15 protein-coding genes are annotated in these 16,657 nt (G+C 61.8%); 13 read left to right on the top strand and 2 right to left on the bottom strand.

All coding sequences use genetic code 11. The features are described from left to right. The first annotated feature begins 2 nt into the window (after positions 1–2). Complete coding sequence (gene exoR, locus AC1ECN_RS12775; RefSeq protein ID WP_477953108.1) at positions 3–806, top strand: exopolysaccharide production regulator ExoR; 804 nt, start codon at positions 3–5, stop codon at positions 804–806. 45 nt (positions 807–851) lie between these two features. On the opposite strand, the gene xth is transcribed toward exoR, so the two are convergent. Continuing rightward, a complete protein-coding gene (gene xth / locus AC1ECN_RS12770; RefSeq protein WP_130661482.1) occupies positions 852–1,643 on the bottom strand; it encodes an exodeoxyribonuclease III in 792 nt (263 codons plus the stop codon). 228 nt (positions 1,644–1,871) lie between these two features. Then, complete coding sequence (gene erpA / locus AC1ECN_RS12765; RefSeq protein WP_024320650.1) at positions 1,872–2,204, bottom strand: iron-sulfur cluster insertion protein ErpA; 333 nt, start codon at positions 2,202–2,204, stop codon at positions 1,872–1,874. 222 nt (positions 2,205–2,426) lie between these two features. Between erpA and AC1ECN_RS12760 the strand changes: the two genes are divergently transcribed. The 12 genes from AC1ECN_RS12760 to AC1ECN_RS12705 all read left to right on the top strand — a co-directional run bounded on the left by AC1ECN_RS12760 (position 2,427) and on the right by AC1ECN_RS12705 (position 16,532). Next, positions 2,427–3,644, top strand: a complete 1,218-nt coding sequence (locus AC1ECN_RS12760; RefSeq protein ID WP_130672469.1) for a deoxyguanosinetriphosphate triphosphohydrolase — start codon at positions 2,427–2,429, stop codon at positions 3,642–3,644. A gap of 66 nt (positions 3,645–3,710) precedes the next feature. Next, entirely contained in the window at positions 3,711–5,468 is a 1,758-nt protein-coding gene (gene argS / locus AC1ECN_RS12755; protein WP_477953105.1) for an arginine--tRNA ligase, read from the top strand. Between the two features lie 61 nt (positions 5,469–5,529). Further along, entirely contained in the window at positions 5,530–8,790 is a 3,261-nt protein-coding gene (locus AC1ECN_RS12750; protein ID WP_130672470.1) for an SPOR domain-containing protein, read from the top strand. A gap of 467 nt (positions 8,791–9,257) precedes the next feature. Continuing rightward, positions 9,258–10,271 (top strand): beta-N-acetylhexosaminidase, encoded by a 1,014-nt coding sequence (gene nagZ / locus AC1ECN_RS12745; protein WP_024320654.1) that lies wholly within the window; start codon positions 9,258–9,260, stop codon positions 10,269–10,271. An 18-nt stretch (positions 10,272–10,289) separates the two neighbouring features. Continuing rightward, the gene (locus tag AC1ECN_RS12740) at positions 10,290–11,147 is read left to right on the top strand and encodes a segregation and condensation protein A (RefSeq protein WP_130672471.1); all 858 of its coding nucleotides are present in this window, start codon (positions 10,290–10,292) and stop codon (positions 11,145–11,147) included. Continuing rightward, on the top strand, positions 11,144–11,860 hold the full coding sequence (scpB, locus tag AC1ECN_RS12735) for an SMC-Scp complex subunit ScpB (protein ID WP_018481201.1): 717 nt from the start codon (positions 11,144–11,146) through the stop codon (positions 11,858–11,860). The genes AC1ECN_RS12740 and scpB overlap by 4 nt, the downstream gene beginning before the upstream one ends. Before the next feature lie 181 nt (positions 11,861–12,041). Further along, positions 12,042–12,233: a twin-arginine translocase TatA/TatE family subunit gene (locus AC1ECN_RS12730; protein WP_018073376.1), complete on the top strand. Its 192-nt coding sequence runs from the start codon at positions 12,042–12,044 to the stop codon at positions 12,231–12,233. 51 nt (positions 12,234–12,284) lie between these two features. After that, complete coding sequence (gene tatB / locus AC1ECN_RS12725; RefSeq protein WP_024320656.1) at positions 12,285–12,896, top strand: Sec-independent protein translocase protein TatB; 612 nt, start codon at positions 12,285–12,287, stop codon at positions 12,894–12,896. Beyond that, complete coding sequence (tatC, locus tag AC1ECN_RS12720) at positions 12,893–13,720, top strand: twin-arginine translocase subunit TatC (RefSeq protein WP_003558883.1); 828 nt, start codon at positions 12,893–12,895, stop codon at positions 13,718–13,720. The genes tatB and tatC overlap by 4 nt, the downstream gene beginning before the upstream one ends. Before the next feature lie 100 nt (positions 13,721–13,820). Next, positions 13,821–15,104: a serine--tRNA ligase gene (gene serS, locus AC1ECN_RS12715; protein ID WP_024320657.1), complete on the top strand. Its 1,284-nt coding sequence runs from the start codon at positions 13,821–13,823 to the stop codon at positions 15,102–15,104. A gap of 4 nt (positions 15,105–15,108) precedes the next feature. Then, entirely contained in the window at positions 15,109–15,882 is a 774-nt protein-coding gene (gene surE / locus AC1ECN_RS12710; RefSeq protein WP_018481196.1) for a 5'/3'-nucleotidase SurE, read from the top strand. Continuing rightward, positions 15,879–16,532: a protein-L-isoaspartate(D-aspartate) O-methyltransferase gene (locus AC1ECN_RS12705; protein ID WP_064251154.1), complete on the top strand. Its 654-nt coding sequence runs from the start codon at positions 15,879–15,881 to the stop codon at positions 16,530–16,532. Before surE ends, AC1ECN_RS12705 begins: the two co-directional genes overlap by 4 nt. Positions 16,533–16,657: the final 125 nt, after the last annotated feature.

The raw sequence follows: 16,657 nt of genomic DNA, 5'->3' as shown, positions 1-16,657 counted from the left end.
AAATGGTGACGTCCGAGTTCAAACTGTTCAAATTCATGCTGGTGGGCATGTCGATAGCCGTAGCGCTGGCGCTGTCCGGTCCGTGCAGCGCATTCGACATCAAAGGTGGCGTCAGCAAGGAATCCGGACCCTTCGATCTCTTCAAGTTCGGCTTCAAAGCCTATAAAAACGGCCAGAAGGAAGAGGCGATCGAAGCTTATAAATACGCCGCCGAAAAGGGGCACACCGGCTCGCGCTGGGCACTCGCCAACATGTATGCCGAYGGCGAYGGYGTCACGCAGRATGATTTYGAAGCCTTCAAGATCTATAGCGAGATCGCCCAGCAGGGCGTCGAACCCGGCTCGGAAGATACGGGTTTCTTCGTCAACGCGCTGCTCTCGCTCGCCAGTTATTACAAGCATGGCATTGCCGGCAGCCCGGTCAGGATCGACCTCAGCCAGGCGCGCCAGCTATATTTTCAGGTCGCTTCAACCTTTGGCGTGCCCGAGGCGCAGTTCCAGCTGGCACAGATGATGCTGGCCGGCGAGGGCGGCAATGCCAGCCCGCAGCAAGCCAAGAAATGGCTGAACCAGGCCCGCAAGAGCGGCCATCCCGGCGCCATGGCGGTCTTCGGCAATATTCTGTTCGACGAAGGCCAGACGGCCCGCGGCCTGGCGCTGATGACGGCAGYGCTCGACCGCTGCAAACCCAAGGACTGCGGCTGGATGGAAGCGCTGCAGGAGCAGGCCTTCTCGGTTGCCAACGAGTCCGACCGCCGCACGGCGGTATCCCTCTCGCACACCATCGCGAGCGGTTCCGACGATTAGAGCGCCATACCTCTAATCGGACGCGCGGCGCTGTAGCTGGAAGCGTCAGGCCGCGAAATCGAAATAACCGATGACAGGCACGTGGTCGGACGGCTTTTCCCAGGCCCGCACATGTTTTTCGATCGCGGCCGATGTCATTCGGTCTGCAGCTTCCGGCGACAGCAGCAGATGGTCGATGCGGATGCCGTTGTTCTTCGGCCAGGCGCCGGCCTGATAATCCCAGAAGGAATAGAACTGCGTCGCATCCGTCGTCGCACGCACAGCATCCGTCAGCCCAAGATTTTCGAGCCTGCGGAACGCCTCCCGCGTCTGCGGCAGAAACAGCGCGTCGTTTTCCCAGACCTTGGGATCGAAGCAGTCGTGCGGTTCCGGGATGACATTGTAATCGCCGGCAAGGATCAGCATCTCCTCATAGGCCAGCCGTTCGGCGGCGAACGTCTGCAGGCGCTCCATCCAGGCGAGCTTGTAGGGATACTTCTCCGTTTCGACAGGATTGCCGTTCGGCAGGTAGATGCAGCAGACACGCAGGATGCGCGTATCGGACAACGTGAACGCCGCTTCGAGGAAACGCGCCTGTTCGTCCAGCGGATCGCCGGGCAGGCCGCGGTTCACTTCGAAAGGTGAACTCTTGGAGAGGATCGCCACGCCATTGAAGCCTTTCTGGCCGTGCGTCTCGACGTGATAGCCGAGCGCCTCGATCTCCAGCCGTGGAAAGCCCTCGTCGACCGTCTTGATCTCCTGCAGGCAGACGATATCCGGATCGGAATCCTTCAGCCATTGCGTGAGATTGTCGATGCGCGCCTTGACGCCGTTGATGTTCCAGGTCGCGATCTTCATGGCTCTGTCCCGTTCCGCATAATGCATGTCGCCCAGAAGTGTGCAGCGGTTCTGGGATAACGACAGGCATAAAAAACAAAGAGCTAAAGCGCACCGCGTGAATCAGCGTCAATGCAGCGCACTTTAGTGCGCTTCTTTTATCGCGGTCTTTCACCGGCGGACAAGACGATAAACCGGCCGGAAGGAATTCTTCGGCCGGTTTGATGGGGAGTCCGTGCGTTTAGACGTTCAGATCGAGAAACTGGTGCCACAGCCGCAGCTTGCCACCGCATTCGGGTTCTTGATCTGGAAGGACTGGCCAAGCAGATTGTCGACGAAGTCGATCTCCGAGCCCGCCATGTAGATGAGCGACAGGCTGTCGATCAGCACCTTGGCGTTGTTCTTCTCGACGATGATATCGTCGTCCGCTGCGCTGTCGGCAAGATCGAACTTGTAGGAAAAGCCCGAACAGCCGCCGCCTTCGACGGAGACGCGCAGCGCGCTCTTGCCGGCTTCGGCGCCGACGATCGCAGCGATACGCTTTGCCGCGGCATCCGAAAGGGTTACACTTGTATCCGTCATATTTCCTCCTGCCGGGGTCAAGATCCGGAGAGAATGGGTTTTGGCACTTGAATGTTCAAATGCCTGATATCAAAGAAACTTACCATGATCTTCGCGAAAAGGCGATGATGCGCCGAAGCGATTAGGGAAGAGCCTCTTTGCCGTTTCATCGACCTATAGGTATGAAGAGCGCAAAGCGGCGTCAATGGGCAGATGCGGCAACATGCAAAACGACGGTGAAGAATGACGATCGATACGCGTGCTTTGGGTTTCGGCAGTAGTGAAAGGGCGGTGTATGCGGCCGACCCCTGGACGACGCGCGGACGGCTCTATCAGGAGGACGGAAGCCCGACGCGCTCCGATTTCCAGCGCGACCGCGACCGCATCGTCCACACCACCGCCTTCCGCCGGCTGAAGCACAAGACCCAGGTCTTCATCGCCCAGGACGGCGATCATTACCGCACCCGGCTGACGCATACGATCGAAGTAGCGCAGATCGCCCGCGCTCTGGCCCGCGCGCTGAAGCTCGACGAGGATCTAGCCGAAGGCGTGGCGCTCGTGCACGATTTCGGCCACACGCCGTTCGGTCATACCGGCGAGGATGCGCTGCACGAGGTGCTGTTACCCTATGGCGGCTTCGACCACAATGCACAATCGCTGCGCATCGTGACCAAGCTGGAGAGGCGTTATGCCGAATTTGACGGCATCAACCTGACATGGGAAAGCCTGGAAGGTCTCGTCAAGCACAATGGTCCGCTTCTGACGCCTGATGGAGTCGGTACGCACGGTCCCGTTCCGCAGCCTATCCTCGATTATTGCGAACTGCACGATCTCGAGCTTGCAAGCTATGCCAGCCTCGAAGCCCAGGTCGCGGCGATCGCCGACGACATCGCCTATAATACCCACGATATCGACGATGGCCTGCGTTCCGGCTATCTGACTTTCGACATGCTGGAGGAAATCCCGTTTCTTGCCGGGCTGATGGCCGAGGTGAGCGAGCGATATCCGCACCTGGAGCCGAGCCGCTTCACCCATGAGATCATGCGCCGCCAGATCACCCGCATGGTCGAAGACGTGATCGGCGTCGCGCAGCAGCGCCTGTCGCTCTTGCACCCTGAGAGTGCGGGCGACATTCGCGGCGCCGGCCAGGTTATTGCGACCTTTTCCGAGGGGATGGCCGAGACCGACAGGCAGATCAAGGCGATGCTCTTCAAACGCATCTACCGCAATCCCGATATCATGCGCATCCGTGCCGGTGCCGCCCAGATCGTCACCGATCTCTTTGCCGCCTACATGGCCAATCCGAAGGAGATGCAAAGCCATTACTGGGTCGATCATATCGCCGGCCTGTCCGATGCGCCGAAGGCCCGTCATGTCGGCGATTATCTCGCCGGCATGACCGACACCTATGCGATCAGCGCCCACAGGCGGTTGTTTGACCACACTCCTGATTTGCGATAGGCAGCGGTCGCCCACGCCGAGGGCCGATTTTGAGCCTTTGGCACAGCCTATGCATGGAAGAGTGCGATGAACCTTTTTACCGACTTCGAAGCCAGGATCAAAACCGCCCTTGAACAGATAGAACTGGTCAGGGAAAAGCGATCCGAGCTCGATTTCGGCCGCATCACCGTCGAGCCGCCGCGTGACGCGAGCCATGGCGATGTCGCGACCAATGCCGCAATGGTGCTRGCAAAACCGCTCGGAACCAACCCGCGCGCGCTGGCCGATGTCATCATCGCCAAGCTGAAAGAGGATTCCGACGTCGCCGATGTCTCGGTCGCGGGTCCCGGCTTCATCAACATCCGTCTCGCCGTCGGCTACTGGCAACGGCTGCTCGCCTCGATGATCGGCGCCGGTACCGATTACGGGCGCTCGACGCTTGGAAAGGGCAGGAAGGTCAACGTCGAATATGTCTCGGCCAACCCGACCGGTCCGATGCATGTCGGCCATTGCCGTGGTGCCGTCGTCGGCGACGCGCTTGCCAACCTGCTCGCTTTTGCCGGTTACGGCGTCGAGAAGGAATATTACATCAACGACGCCGGCTCGCAGATCGACGTGCTCGCCCGTTCCGTCTTCCTGCGCTATCGCGAAGCGCTCGGCGAAAAGATCGGCGAAATCCCCTCGGGTCTCTATCCCGGCGACTATCTCGTACCCGTCGGCCAGTCGCTTGCCGCCGATTACGGGGTGCGGTTGCACAACATGCCGGAAGATCAATGGATGCCGATCGTCAAGGACCGGACCATCGACGCGATGATGGTGATGATCCGCGAGGATCTGGCGGCGCTGAACGTCCATCACGACGTCTTCTTCTCCGAACGCACCCTGCATGCCAATGGTGCGGCCGCGATCCGCACGGCGATCAACGACCTGACCTTCAAGGGCTATGTCTACAAGGGCACGCTGCCACCGCCGAAGGGGCAGCTTCCCGAGGATTGGGAGGATCGCGAACAGACCCTGTTCCGTTCGACCGAAGTGGGCGACGATATCGACCGGCCGCTGATCAAGTCGGATGGCTCCTACACCTATTTCGCAGCCGACGTCRCCTACTTCAAGAACAAGTTCGACCGTGGGTTCGACGAGATGATCTATGTGCTTGGCGCTGACCATGGCGGTTACGTCAAGCGCCTGGAAGCGGTTGCACGCGGCGTTTCGGACGGTAAGGCGAAGCTGACTGTGCTGCTCTGCCAGCTCGTCAAGCTCTATCGCAACGGTGAGCCGGTGAAGATGTCGAAGCGCTCGGGCGATTTCGTCACGCTTCGGGACGTCGTCGAAGAAGTCGGCCGTGATTCGGTCCGGTTCATGATGCTTTACCGCAAGAATTCCGAACCGCTCGACTTCGATTTCGCCAAAGTGACGGAACAATCGAAAGATAATCCAGTCTTCTACGTGCAATATGCRCATGCTCGCTGCATGTCGGTCTTCCGGCAGGCGAGGGAGGCCTTTCCCGACCTCGATGTCTCGCCCGAGAAACTCGCGAAAACCGTTGCAGGCATTGGCGATCCGGCCGAATTGCAGCTCGTCGCCAAGCTTGCTGAATTCCCGCGTGTCGTCGAGGCAGCGGCCCAGTCGCAGGAGCCGCATCGCATCGCTTTTTACCTCTACGACGTCGCCAGTTCCTTCCACGCGCACTGGAACAAAGGTAAAGATCAGACGGAATTACGATTTGTTAATGATAAAAACCGAGAATCAAGTATTGCCAGACTTGGGCTGGTGTACGCCGTCGCGTCGGTTTTGAAGTCGGGACTTGCCATTACAGGCACTGCCGCACCGGACGAAATGCGATAACGTCACCATTTCCCCACAATGCGCTGGCATTTGAGCGTTGGCGTTTGCGAGTGGGATAGGCATGGCTGATAAACAACTTGCGTATGATACGCGCGGAAAAAACGATCTGTTTGCCGACGATGATCCGTTGGCTGAACTTGCCCGTATCGTCGGCTTCGAGCCGCGTGTTGCAGCGAATACGGTGACCGAGGCCGGACGCCGCGAGCCCGCCCTCGATCTCGAGGACGAGCTGGGGCGTGAGTTCGACCGTTACGATTCGCCCCGTCCGCTCGCAGAGCTCGACCGGCCCGCCGAGCCGATCTCTGATGACATGCCTGAAGATTACGTCGAGCCGGTTCTCGATGCTTCTCCGGCCACCGAAAATGCGGAGGTTCCTGAGCCGGTTTCCGTCGCCGCGGTTGAGGCTGAAGAAGCAGCTGTGCCTGCCACAGGGAATGGGGAAGCGCCGGCCGCCGACTGGGCGGAGCAGCTTTCCCCCGAGCCCGAGGCATCGCTGCAATCAGCATTCGGCGGTGCACGCGACCTGATCGAGGAGCTTGAGCTGTCGATCGGCGCCGCACCCGTCTCTTCGCTGGCGCAGCCCGCCAAGGCGCCGCAATGGTCGGCTGCCAGCATCAGGCTGCCACTTGCCAATTTCCATGCTCCGAAACGCGAGGAACCGGTTGTTTTGCCGGAGCCTGTGGCCGAAACGGTCGTGGCACCGGCAGCTGAAGTGCCGTCCGTCGATCTTCTTGTAGTCGAGCCTGAACCTGTCATCGAACCGCCGGCGCCTGTCGCCGCTATCGAGCCTTCCGAGGAATTCGAATTCGCTTCACCGTCGCTTGGCTTCCCCGCCGAACTCGACCGCCATGATGAGGTGATCGCGCCGGAAGAGACTGCCGAGGCCGAAGAATTCGTCGAAGTCGAGGAAGAACTGGAGGATTTCGGGTCCGATGCCGGTTTCGATCTCATCGCCGCCGCCGTCGAGGGCGAGATCCAGGCCGATGCCGCGCTGACCGAGGTCGTGCCTGATGTTCCGCACACCGCCGGCACTTTCGATCTTGACGATCTGCTCGCCGACGTCTCGCGTTATCCGGTGCCGCAACGTGCCAATCCGGCCCCCGTCACACTGCAGGCCGCATCGACTGAGGCCGCGCCCGTTCCTGCCGCCCCCGTGGCAGACGCACCTGTCCAGGCCGAGGTGATCGCCCCCCCACCGGTCGCCGTCGCCACAGCACCCGTCCGGCCTGCTCCGGTCTATGCTGTCGAAGCCGCAAGGCCAGTCGCGCCGCAGCTTGCAGAGGTCGTTGCGCCAGAGCCTGCCGCAACGGCATATTCTCGGGCGCCGCAGCCGGTACCGGAAGCCGAAGACCCCTTCGCCGGCCATGATTTCGAGTTGGATCTTGCCGGCATCGAGTTGGAACTCGCCGATCTCGATTTCTCTGAGCCGTCCGAGCCCGCGCCGCAGCCTGAGACGCCAGCGCCTGCTCCCCAGCACGTCGCGGCCGTCTCGCCTCTGTCCGCTCCCGTTTTTGCTCCTGAGCCGCAAACTCCGGCTTACCAGCAGGTTGCTGCCCCCTCGCGGCCGGCTCAGGCCTTCGTTCCCGAGCCGCCGGCTCCAGCTCCGGCTCCGGCTTTCAACTGGGCGTCCGCCGGCGACTCAACCGAAGACCTGCCATTCGATCCGGCGATGATCTCTGACCCGGAGGATCGTCCCGAGACCGTCGACGACATGCACGTGCCGGCGCTGCCGCCAGTGGAGCAGCCCGCCCCGGTCGCGAAAACCGCAGATTACGAGTTCGATCTCGACGCAGAGATCGCCAGCTTCTTTGAACCGGCCAAGCCGCGGGAAACACCGGCGCCTGTCCGGGATACGGCTGCCGCCGCGGCAAAGCATGTCAAGCCTACCATCGCCGACGGCCTCGATGATTTCGAACGGGCGCTGGAGGAGGATTTCCGCCGCAGTGTGCGTGAACCGGTCGAGCGCCGCGAGACCTCCGAAGTCCGGATCGAATCGGCAAGCCAGGCCGCTGATTTCAGCCGCGCCCGGTCGATGCGTCGGCTGCTTGCCGGGGCCGTCGTGCTCGTGGTCTTTGCCGGCGTCGGTTATGGCGTCTATTCCTCCGTCTGGAACGGCGAGGGGCTCGGTATTGTCGCGTCCGGTGAGCCGCGCGTGATCGCCGCCGACAAGGAGCCAGTGAAGGTCGTTCCGGAAAATCCCGGCGGCAAGACCGTGCCGAACCAGGATAAGGCCGTCTACGACCGCGTTGCGGGTTCTGCCGAAGAGCCGAAGCAGAAGGCGCTCGTATCTTCCGACGAGGCGCCCGTCGATGTCGTCCAGCGCACGCTGACACCGGAAGCGCTGCCTGAGGACGACGAGAACGCCAACGCCGACGATCAGGTCACGCCGACTGCGGTCGGTGAGACGGAGGATCCGCGTCTGTTGCCAACCCAGGACAACGCCGACAACGCTCCGACAACCGACGCCGACAAGACGCCGTCTGTTTCGCCGCGCAAGGTCCGCACGATGATCGTCAAGCCTGACGGTACGTTGGTCGCCCGCGACGAACCGGCTCCCGTCGACCAGCCGGCGCCGTCTGCCCCGGCGACGCAGCCTGCCCCGGCGACGCAGCCTGCCCCGGCGACGCAGTCTGCCCAGGCGACACAGTCTGCCCAGCCGACGCCGCCGGCTCAGCCGCCGTTGACGGCTCAGTCGACCCCATCCGCGCAATCGACCCCGCCCGTGCCGCCAGTCGGTGGAACGGCTGCGAGCTTCCCGGCAAGCGCCGAGGTTGCTTCCGCCGATGCTCGTTCTGCAACTCCGGTCGAAACCGCGCCGGTACAGCCGCCGCTCGCCGGCAGTGCCGACGCGCAGGCCGCAAATCGCGCTCCGGTCGCTTCGCCGGTGCGCCCGGTCAAGACCTCGGCGATTGCCGATAGCGCTCCGATCCCCACCGCCCGTCCGGTCGATCAGCCCGTCAACGTCGTCGGCACCGTGACCGAGAAGGGCAATGTCCGCCCGCCCGTACAGCAGCCGAAAACGACTGAGGTCGCGGCCGCAGCGCCAGTCGCCGCAAAGCCGCAGCAGGCTGCATCCGCCGGCGGCTACGGCATCCAGATCGCCTCGCTGCCTTCGGAAGACGAGGCGACCAAATCCTATGCCAACCTGTCGAAGAAATTCGCCAGCGTGCTTGGTGGCCGCAGTCATGAGATCCGCAGGGCCGATATCGCCGGCAAGGGCACTTTCTATCGTGTCCGCATTCCGGCCGGTTCCAAGGACGAGGCCGCAGCACTCTGCGAACAGTATCGCGCGGCGGGCGGAAGCTGCCTGATCTCCAAGTAGATCGGTTTTTTTGAATAGAATATAAGAGCGGCGGGCCGGATCGGTCCRCCGCTCTTTTTTGTGCATCGCGCCGGACCTTGCTCGCATTTGGCCGGGCGCCGTCTGGAGCCTTTCCTGGTCAGATTGCAGCATTCTGTTGGCTCAAACGGAGTCGGATGCTCGACCGGCCGGCGCGCGTCGTAGCCCGGCTCTACGGCCAAGCCGGCCGGTCGAGCAGGCGGCCCGTTTCAGCCAACCCCCCGCAGATTTGCCTGGCAAATCTGCAAGACTTAGAATCGCTGGACGCACCTATTGCTTCGCATGGCGAAGCAGTGCGGCCGGTGGGCTGGGCATCTTTGCGCCAGGATCAGAGGCGATCGGCTCGGACGTACCAAAAGGTATGCCCTTCGCCAATCGCCTCTGCCCGGACGAAAACCTGCTCCGGCAGAATGCTTCAATCTGACCAGGAAAGGCTCTAAGATTCTTACATGACCGAATCAAAAGCGATGATCCTTGGCTGCAGCGGCCTTGCCCTCACATCCGAAGAGAAAGCCTTTTACCGAAGCGAGCGACCCTGGGGCTTCATCCTCTTCGGGCGCAACATCTCCGAAGCACGGCAGATCGCCGATCTCGTCGCCGAACTGCGCGACAGCGTCGGTTGGCATGCGCCGGTGCTGATCGACCAGGAGGGCGGCCGCGTTCAGCGCATCCGTCCGCCCGTTCTGGCGCGTTATCCTTCCGGCCAGGCGCTCGGCGATCTCTATCGCCGCGATCGCGGGCTCGGCCTGCGCGCCGCCTGGCTGATGTCGCGACTGCACGCCTTCGACCTTTCGAGCCTCGGCATTGATGTCGATTGCCTGCCGGTGCTCGATGTGCCGGTCGAGGGCAGCAGCAACGTCATCGGCGACCGCGCCTATGGCGGCGATCCCGAGACCGTCATCGCGATGGGAAGAGCGGCTGCCGCAGGGCTGAAGGCCGGCGGCCTGTTGCCCGTGATGAAACATATGCCCGGCCACGGTCGCGGCTTTGCGGATTCACATCTGGAACTGCCTGTCGTCACTGTCTCGCGCGATGAGCTGGAGCTCCATGATTTCCCGCCCTTTGTCGCGATGAAGGACGAGTTGATGGCGATGACCTGTCACGTCGTTTTCGCCGCCATCGACCCGGACAATCCGGCGACGACCTCACGCAAGGTGATCGACGGCATCATCCGCGAACACATCGGCTTTAGCGGTCTGCTGCTCTCCGACGACAGCTCGATGAACGCACTTTCCGGCACGATCGGTGAACGTGCGGCGAATATCATTGCAGGCGGATGCGATATCGTGCTGCATTGCAACGGCAATATGGACGAGATGCTAGATGTCGTGGCAAATGTTCCGCGGCTCGCCGGCATATCGCTTGCCCGCGCAAAAGCGGTGGAAGCAGGCTTCGCAGCGCCGGATACCGCCGATGAGGCGGAATTGAGAGTGGAATTCGAGGCAATGTTTGCGACGGTCTGATCGTAAGGGAGCAGCTAGGTGAGCACGGTCAAGGGGACGGAACGTCCGCGGGCGGCAACGCCAATGGACAAGTTGTGGCAGGATAACGGTGCCGAGCGCGCCAGCCACGAGCCGGCGCTGGTGATCGACGTCGCCGGCTTCGAAGGCCCGCTTGACCTGTTGCTCTATCTCGCCCGCAACCAGAAGGTCGACCTGTCGCGCATTTCGGTGCTGGCGCTCGCCGAGCAATATCTGCTGTTCATCGAAAGCGCCCGGCGTATCCGCATCGAGCTTGCCGCCGATTACCTCGTCATGGCAGCCTGGCTTGCCTATCTCAAGTCGAAACTGCTCATTCCCCAGCAGGCCAAGGATGACGGCCCTTCCGGCGAGGAGCTGGCGGCAACACTCGCCTTCCGCCTGAAACGTCTCGAAGCTATGCGACAGGCGGCAGACGGCCTCGTCAACCGCAACCGCCTCGGCCGCGATATCTTCGTGCGCGGCGCGCCTGAGCATATTCCCGACCGGCAGCAATCCGCTTATGCGGCGAGCCTCTACGATCTCCTGACCGCCTATGCGGCGCTGCGCCAGCGCCATGCCGTCACCCAAGTGACGATCGAGCGTCGCACCGTCTGGTCGCTGACCGATGCCCGCGAGCTGCTGACCCAGATGATCGGCGAGATCGGTGACTGGACGGCGATGGAGCATTATCTGCTGCGTTATCTCGCCGCGCCCGAGGAACGCATCACGGCAATCGCCAGCGCCTTTGCCGCCTCGCTGGAGCTGGTGCGCGAGGGCAAGCTCGAAATCCGCCAGGACGGCGCCTTTCAGCCGATATACATGCGCCGCGGTCCGAAACATGCCACGCTGCAGGTGGTGGAACAGGAGCAGCCGGCTTGATCGATCCGAGGAGCGAAGAGGAATTCGAAGGCAATTTCGAAGACCGGGGCCGCGACCTGCAGGCCGAGATCGAGGCTGAGCGTATCGCCGAGGCGCTGGTCTTCGCCTCCTCGCAGCCGGTCTCCGAGGGCTTCCTCGCCGAGCGCCTGCCCGAAAAGACCGACGTGCACGCGATCATGCTGCGCCTGAAGGAGCAATATGCACCGCGGGGCGTCAATCTCGTGCAGGTCGAAGGCGCCTGGGCCTTCCGCACCGCCGCCGACCTGTCCTTCGTCATCCGTCGTGATGACAATGAGGTGAAGAAGCTTTCGCGCGCCGCACTGGAAGTGCTGGCGATCATCGCCTATCACCAGCCGGTGACACGTGCCGAAATCGAGGATATCCGCGGCGTCCAGACCTCGCGCGGCACGCTCGACGTGCTGATGGAAGCCGGCTGGGTGCGGTTTCGTGGCCGCCGGCGTACACCGGGCCGGCCGGTGACATTGGGCACGACACGCGATTTCCTCGACCATTTCGGTCTCGAAGAGCTGCGTGACCTGCCCGGTCTCGAAGAGTTGAAGGGAGCGGGCTTGCTGTCGGGCCGCATTCCGGCGAACTTCAATATTCCCTCGCCGTTGATGAACGACGAACTGACCGAGGACGAAGACCCGATCACCCAGATGGACCTCGAGGAACTGGGGTTGCTGGCGCCACGCGGCACCTCTGAAGATTGAGGGGCTTGCGTCTTGCTTTTGCCATGCATGGCGAAAACAATGGAGCCAGCACTTTTCGGTGGGTCAATGGCTTGTCATAAAGGGCGATACCGTGACATTAAGCGCAGTTCAAAGGGCTTGATGTTGGAAACGGTGTGGGAAATTCTTACATTAGGGAACATCACAACAGGGAGTAAGCATAATGGGTTCTTTTGGTATCTACCACTGGCTGATCGTTCTGGCCGTCGTGCTGTTGTTGTTCGGTCGCGGCAAGATTCCGGAACTGATGGGCGATGTCGCCAAGGGCATCAAAAGCTTCAAGAAGGGCATGACGGACGAAGACGCGCCCGACACGGCAAAGACCGTCGATCACAAGGCCGACGAAACGAAGTAACCAAGTCCGGGAAAAAGCGCAGCCCCCGCGCTTCCCGTCCAGGAGCCTTGCATGTTCGATATTGGCTGGACCGAGCTTTTGGTCATCGCGGTCGTACTGATCGTGGTCGTCGGTCCCAAGGATTTGCCGCCGATGCTGCGCGCTTTCGGCAAGATGACGCAGCGCGCCCGCAAGGTTGCGGGTGATTTCCGTGCGCAGTTCGATGAAGCGTTGCGCGAAGCCGAGCTTGACGATGTCCGCCAGACGATCAGCGACGCCCAGAAGCTCAACCCGGTCAACAGCCTGCGCGAGGCGATGAACCCGCTCCGCCAGATGGGCAACGAGATCAAGGCCGACCTGCAGAAGGCGACCACAGTCACGGAAAACAAGACCGAGGTGCCTCCAGATGCTGTCGCAGCCCCGACGCCTTCGATGAGCTTGCCGGAAACGCCGCCATTGGTAGCGACACCTGCGGCGTCGGAACCCGTCGCCGCAGCGATTGTGCAAGCCGATACGGTTGCCGCCAAGCCGAAGGCCGTGCGCAAGCCGCGCGTCAAGGCTGCCGACAAGGTCGATGCTGTGGCTGCCGTTGCCGTACCTGTGGAAAAACCGAAACGCACGACGGCAGTCAAGAAGCCTGCAACGCCGAAGAAGCCGGCGCAGACGAAGAAGGACGAGGCATGAGCGGTGACATCGAAGACAAGCCGCAGCCGTTGATCGAGCACCTGATGGAGCTGCGCACGCGGCTGATGTGGTCGATCGGCGCGTTTTTCGTCGCCTTCATCGCATGCTTCTTTTTTGCCAAGCATCTCTTCAACTATCTGGTCATTCCCTACAAGACAGCCGTCGTGTGGGCGCATCTCGACGTCGAGAAAGCCCAGCTCATCTACACCGCACCGCAGGAATTCTTCTTCACGCAGGTCAAGGTGGCGATGTTCGGCGGCCTTGTGGTCGCGTTCCCGATCATTGCCGCCCAGGTCTACAAGTTCGTGGCACCCGGTCTCTACAAGAATGAGCGCCAGGCTTTCCTGCCGTTCCTGATCGCCTCGCCGGTCCTGTTCCTGATGGGCGGCGCGCTCGTCTATTTCTTCTTCACGCCGATGGTCATGTGGTTCTTCCTGTCGATGCAGCAGGCGCCGGGTCATGACGAAATAGCGATCTCGCTGATGCCGAAGGTCTCGGAATATCTGAGCCTGATCATGACGCTGGTCTTCTCCTTCGGCCTCGTCTTCCAGCTTCCCGTCGTCACCACGCTGCTCGCCCGTGTCGGTCTTTTGACCTCGCAATGGCTCGCCGAAAAGCGCAAGTTTGCCATCGTCCTCGCCTTCGTCGTTGCCGCCGTGCTGACGCCGCCGGACCCGATGTCCCAGATCGGCCTTGCGATACCGACGATCCTTCTCTACGAGATTTCCATCTATGCGGCGCGACTCGTGGAGCGCCAGCGTGCCCGGCAGGCGGTCGAAAAGGACACCGGATCCGCGGACGTTGCCAAGACGGACAGCGTCTGAGCGGCGATCCCAATCCCCTTTGTGAACGCCGTTTCACATCCGGTCGAGGCCCGATCAGGCTTTGGCCGGGTCATCTCTGTTGCAACGACCTGGAACAACGATGCTCGATATCAAATGGATCCGTGAGAATCCCGAAGCGCTCGATGCCGCCCTTGCCAAGCGCGGTGCGGAGCCTCTGGCCCAAAGCCTCGTTGCCCTCGATGAAAAGCGCCGCTCCGCCGTGCAGAAGGCGCAGGACTTGCTGTCTCGCCGCAACATCGCCTCCAAGGAGATTGGCGCGGCGATGGCCCAGAAGAATAGCGAACTTGCCGAGAAGCTGAAAGCCGAGGTCGCCGAATTCAAAACTCTGCTGCCGGCGGTCGAGGAAGAAGACCGGCAACTGACGGCCGAGCTCAACGACGCGCTCTCGCGCATCCCGAACATCCCCTTCGACGACGTTCCTGTGGGTAAGGACGAGCATGACAATGTCGTCACCCGCACCGTCGGTGAAAAGCCGCGCTGGAACCACGCGCCGAAGGAGCACTTCGAAATCGGCGAGGCGCTCGGTTATATGGATTTCGAGCGCGCCGCCAAGCTTTCCGGCTCGCGCTTCACGGTTCTGACCGGGCCGCTCGCCAAGCTCGAGCGCGCGCTCGGCCAGTTCATGATCGATCTCCACACCAGCGAGCACGGCTATACCGAAGTCAGCTCGCCACTGATGGTGCGCGACGAGGCCGTTTATGGCACCGCCCAGCTGCCGAAATTCGCCGAGGATCTCTTCAGGACGACGGACGGCCGCTGGTTGATTCCGACGGCTGAAGTGACGCTGACCAATCTGGTGCGCGAGGAAATCCTCGATCAGGAGAAGCTGCCGCTTCGCTTCACCGCGCTGACGCCGTCCTTCCGCTCGGAAGCGGGCTCCGCCGGCCGCGATACGCGCGGCATGCTGCGCCAGCATCAGTTCTGGAAATGCGAGCTCGTTTCGATCACCGATGCCGAGAGCGCTGTTGCCGAGCATGAACGCATGACCGCCTGCGCCGAGGAAGTGCTGAAACGCCTCGGCTTGCATTTCCGCACCATGACGCTTTGCACCGGCGACATGGGCTTCGGCTCGCGCAAGACCTACGATCTCGAAGTCTGGCTGCCGGGGCAGAATGCCTTCCGTGAAATCTCCTCTTGCTCGGTCTGCGGCGATTTTCAGGGTCGCCGAATGAATGCGCGGTACCGCGGCAAGGAAGACAAGAGCAACAGGTTCGTCCACACGCTGAACGGTTCCGGCACGGCCGTCGGCCGTTGCCTGATCGCAGTCCTCGAAAATTATCTGAATGAGGACGGTTCCGTCACGATTCCGGACGTTTTGCTGCCTTATATGGGCGGATTGACCAAGATCGAACGGGCGGCCTGAGGCGATGCGCATCCTGCTTACGAATGACGACGGCATTCACGCCGAAGGCCTTGCTGCGCTGGAGCGGATCGCGCGCACGCTGTCCGACGATGTCTGGATCGTGGCGCCCGAGACCGACCAGAGCGGTCTTGCCCATTCGCTGAGCCTCTCCGAACCTCTGCGGCTGCGCAAGATTTCCGAGAAGCATTTCGCCCTGCGCGGCACGCCGACCGATTGCGTCATCATGGGCATCAGGCAGGTGATGGACATCAAACCGGACCTTGTCCTGTCCGGCGTCAATTCAGGCTCGAACGTTGCCGACGACGTGACCTATTCCGGCACGATTGCCGGCGCCATCGAGGGCACCATGCAGGGCGTGCGCTCCTTCGCGCTGAGCCAGGCCTATCTCTATGAGGACGGCGCGCGCATCGTGCCCTGGGAGGTCTGTGAGACGCATGCCCCGGCTCTTCTGGAAAAGCTGATGGTCCTGGACCTGCCGGAGGGTACGTTCCTCAATCTCAACTTCCCGAACTGCCGTCCCGACGAAGTCGATGGCGCCGAGGTGACCATGCAGGGCAAGCTGGCCTTCAATCTGCAGGTCGACGCCCGCTCTGACGGCCGGGGGTTTCCTTACTACTGGCTGAAGTTTGGCGAACGCGCCGGCGCCTTCATCGAAGGCACCGATATTCACGCGCTGAAGCATAATAAGATTTCGGTAACGCCTTTGAAACTGGATCTGACCGATTATTCCGTGACGGACCGCGTGGCGCGGGCCTTGGGATACGGAGCACAAGTTTGACGGCAAGACTGGCGGAGAAGGAGGGCTTTGCTGCGCTCGTCCTTAGATTGCGTGCCGAAGGCATCTCCGACCTCGATCTGCTGACGGCGGTCGAGCAGACGCAGCGCTCACAGTTTGTACCGCCGCAATTTGCCGACGACGCCTATTCGAGCCGGACGATCCCGATCGAATGCGGCTCTTTTCTCGAAGGCATCGATTTTGCCGTCCGCATCCTGCATCACCTGAAGCTCAAGCCCGGCCAGCGCGTCCTGGAGATCGGCACCGGAAGCGGCTTTACCGCCGCCGTCATGGGCCGCATGGCCGAGCGTGTCCTGTCCATCGACCGCTACAAGACGCTGACGACGGCAGCGCAGCGACGCATGGAATCGCTTGGCCTGCGCAGCGTCATCATCCGCCACGCCGACGGCAGCGCCGGCATGCAGGGTGAGGGCACCTTCGACCGCATCCTGGTGACGGCCGCCTTCAACGCGATGCCGCGCTTTTATACCGACCAGCTCGTTTCCGGCGGCTCGATGATCGCGCCGCTGATGATTTCCGAGAACGAGTGTCGCATGGTGCGGCTGACGAAAACCGGCAGCCGTTTCGAACGCGAGGAACTGTTCGACGCTCCATATCTGCCGATCGTTCCGCGCCTTGCCTCGCTGCTGTAGATGTGGGTGATTTCCGGCCGCATCGGCCTGAAATCCGACCATCAAGAAAACAGAGCATGAGGTTGTGCGAAAGCCGCACCGGCTTTTTGGCATCATGCGCGGCACACTGCGATTTTTCACCCGTA

The organism is Rhizobium sp. 01N447_2 (genome assembly GCF_056399245.1).
Note: the sequence above shows the minus strand (reverse complement) of the source record. Positions and strands in the feature narration are given on the sequence as shown.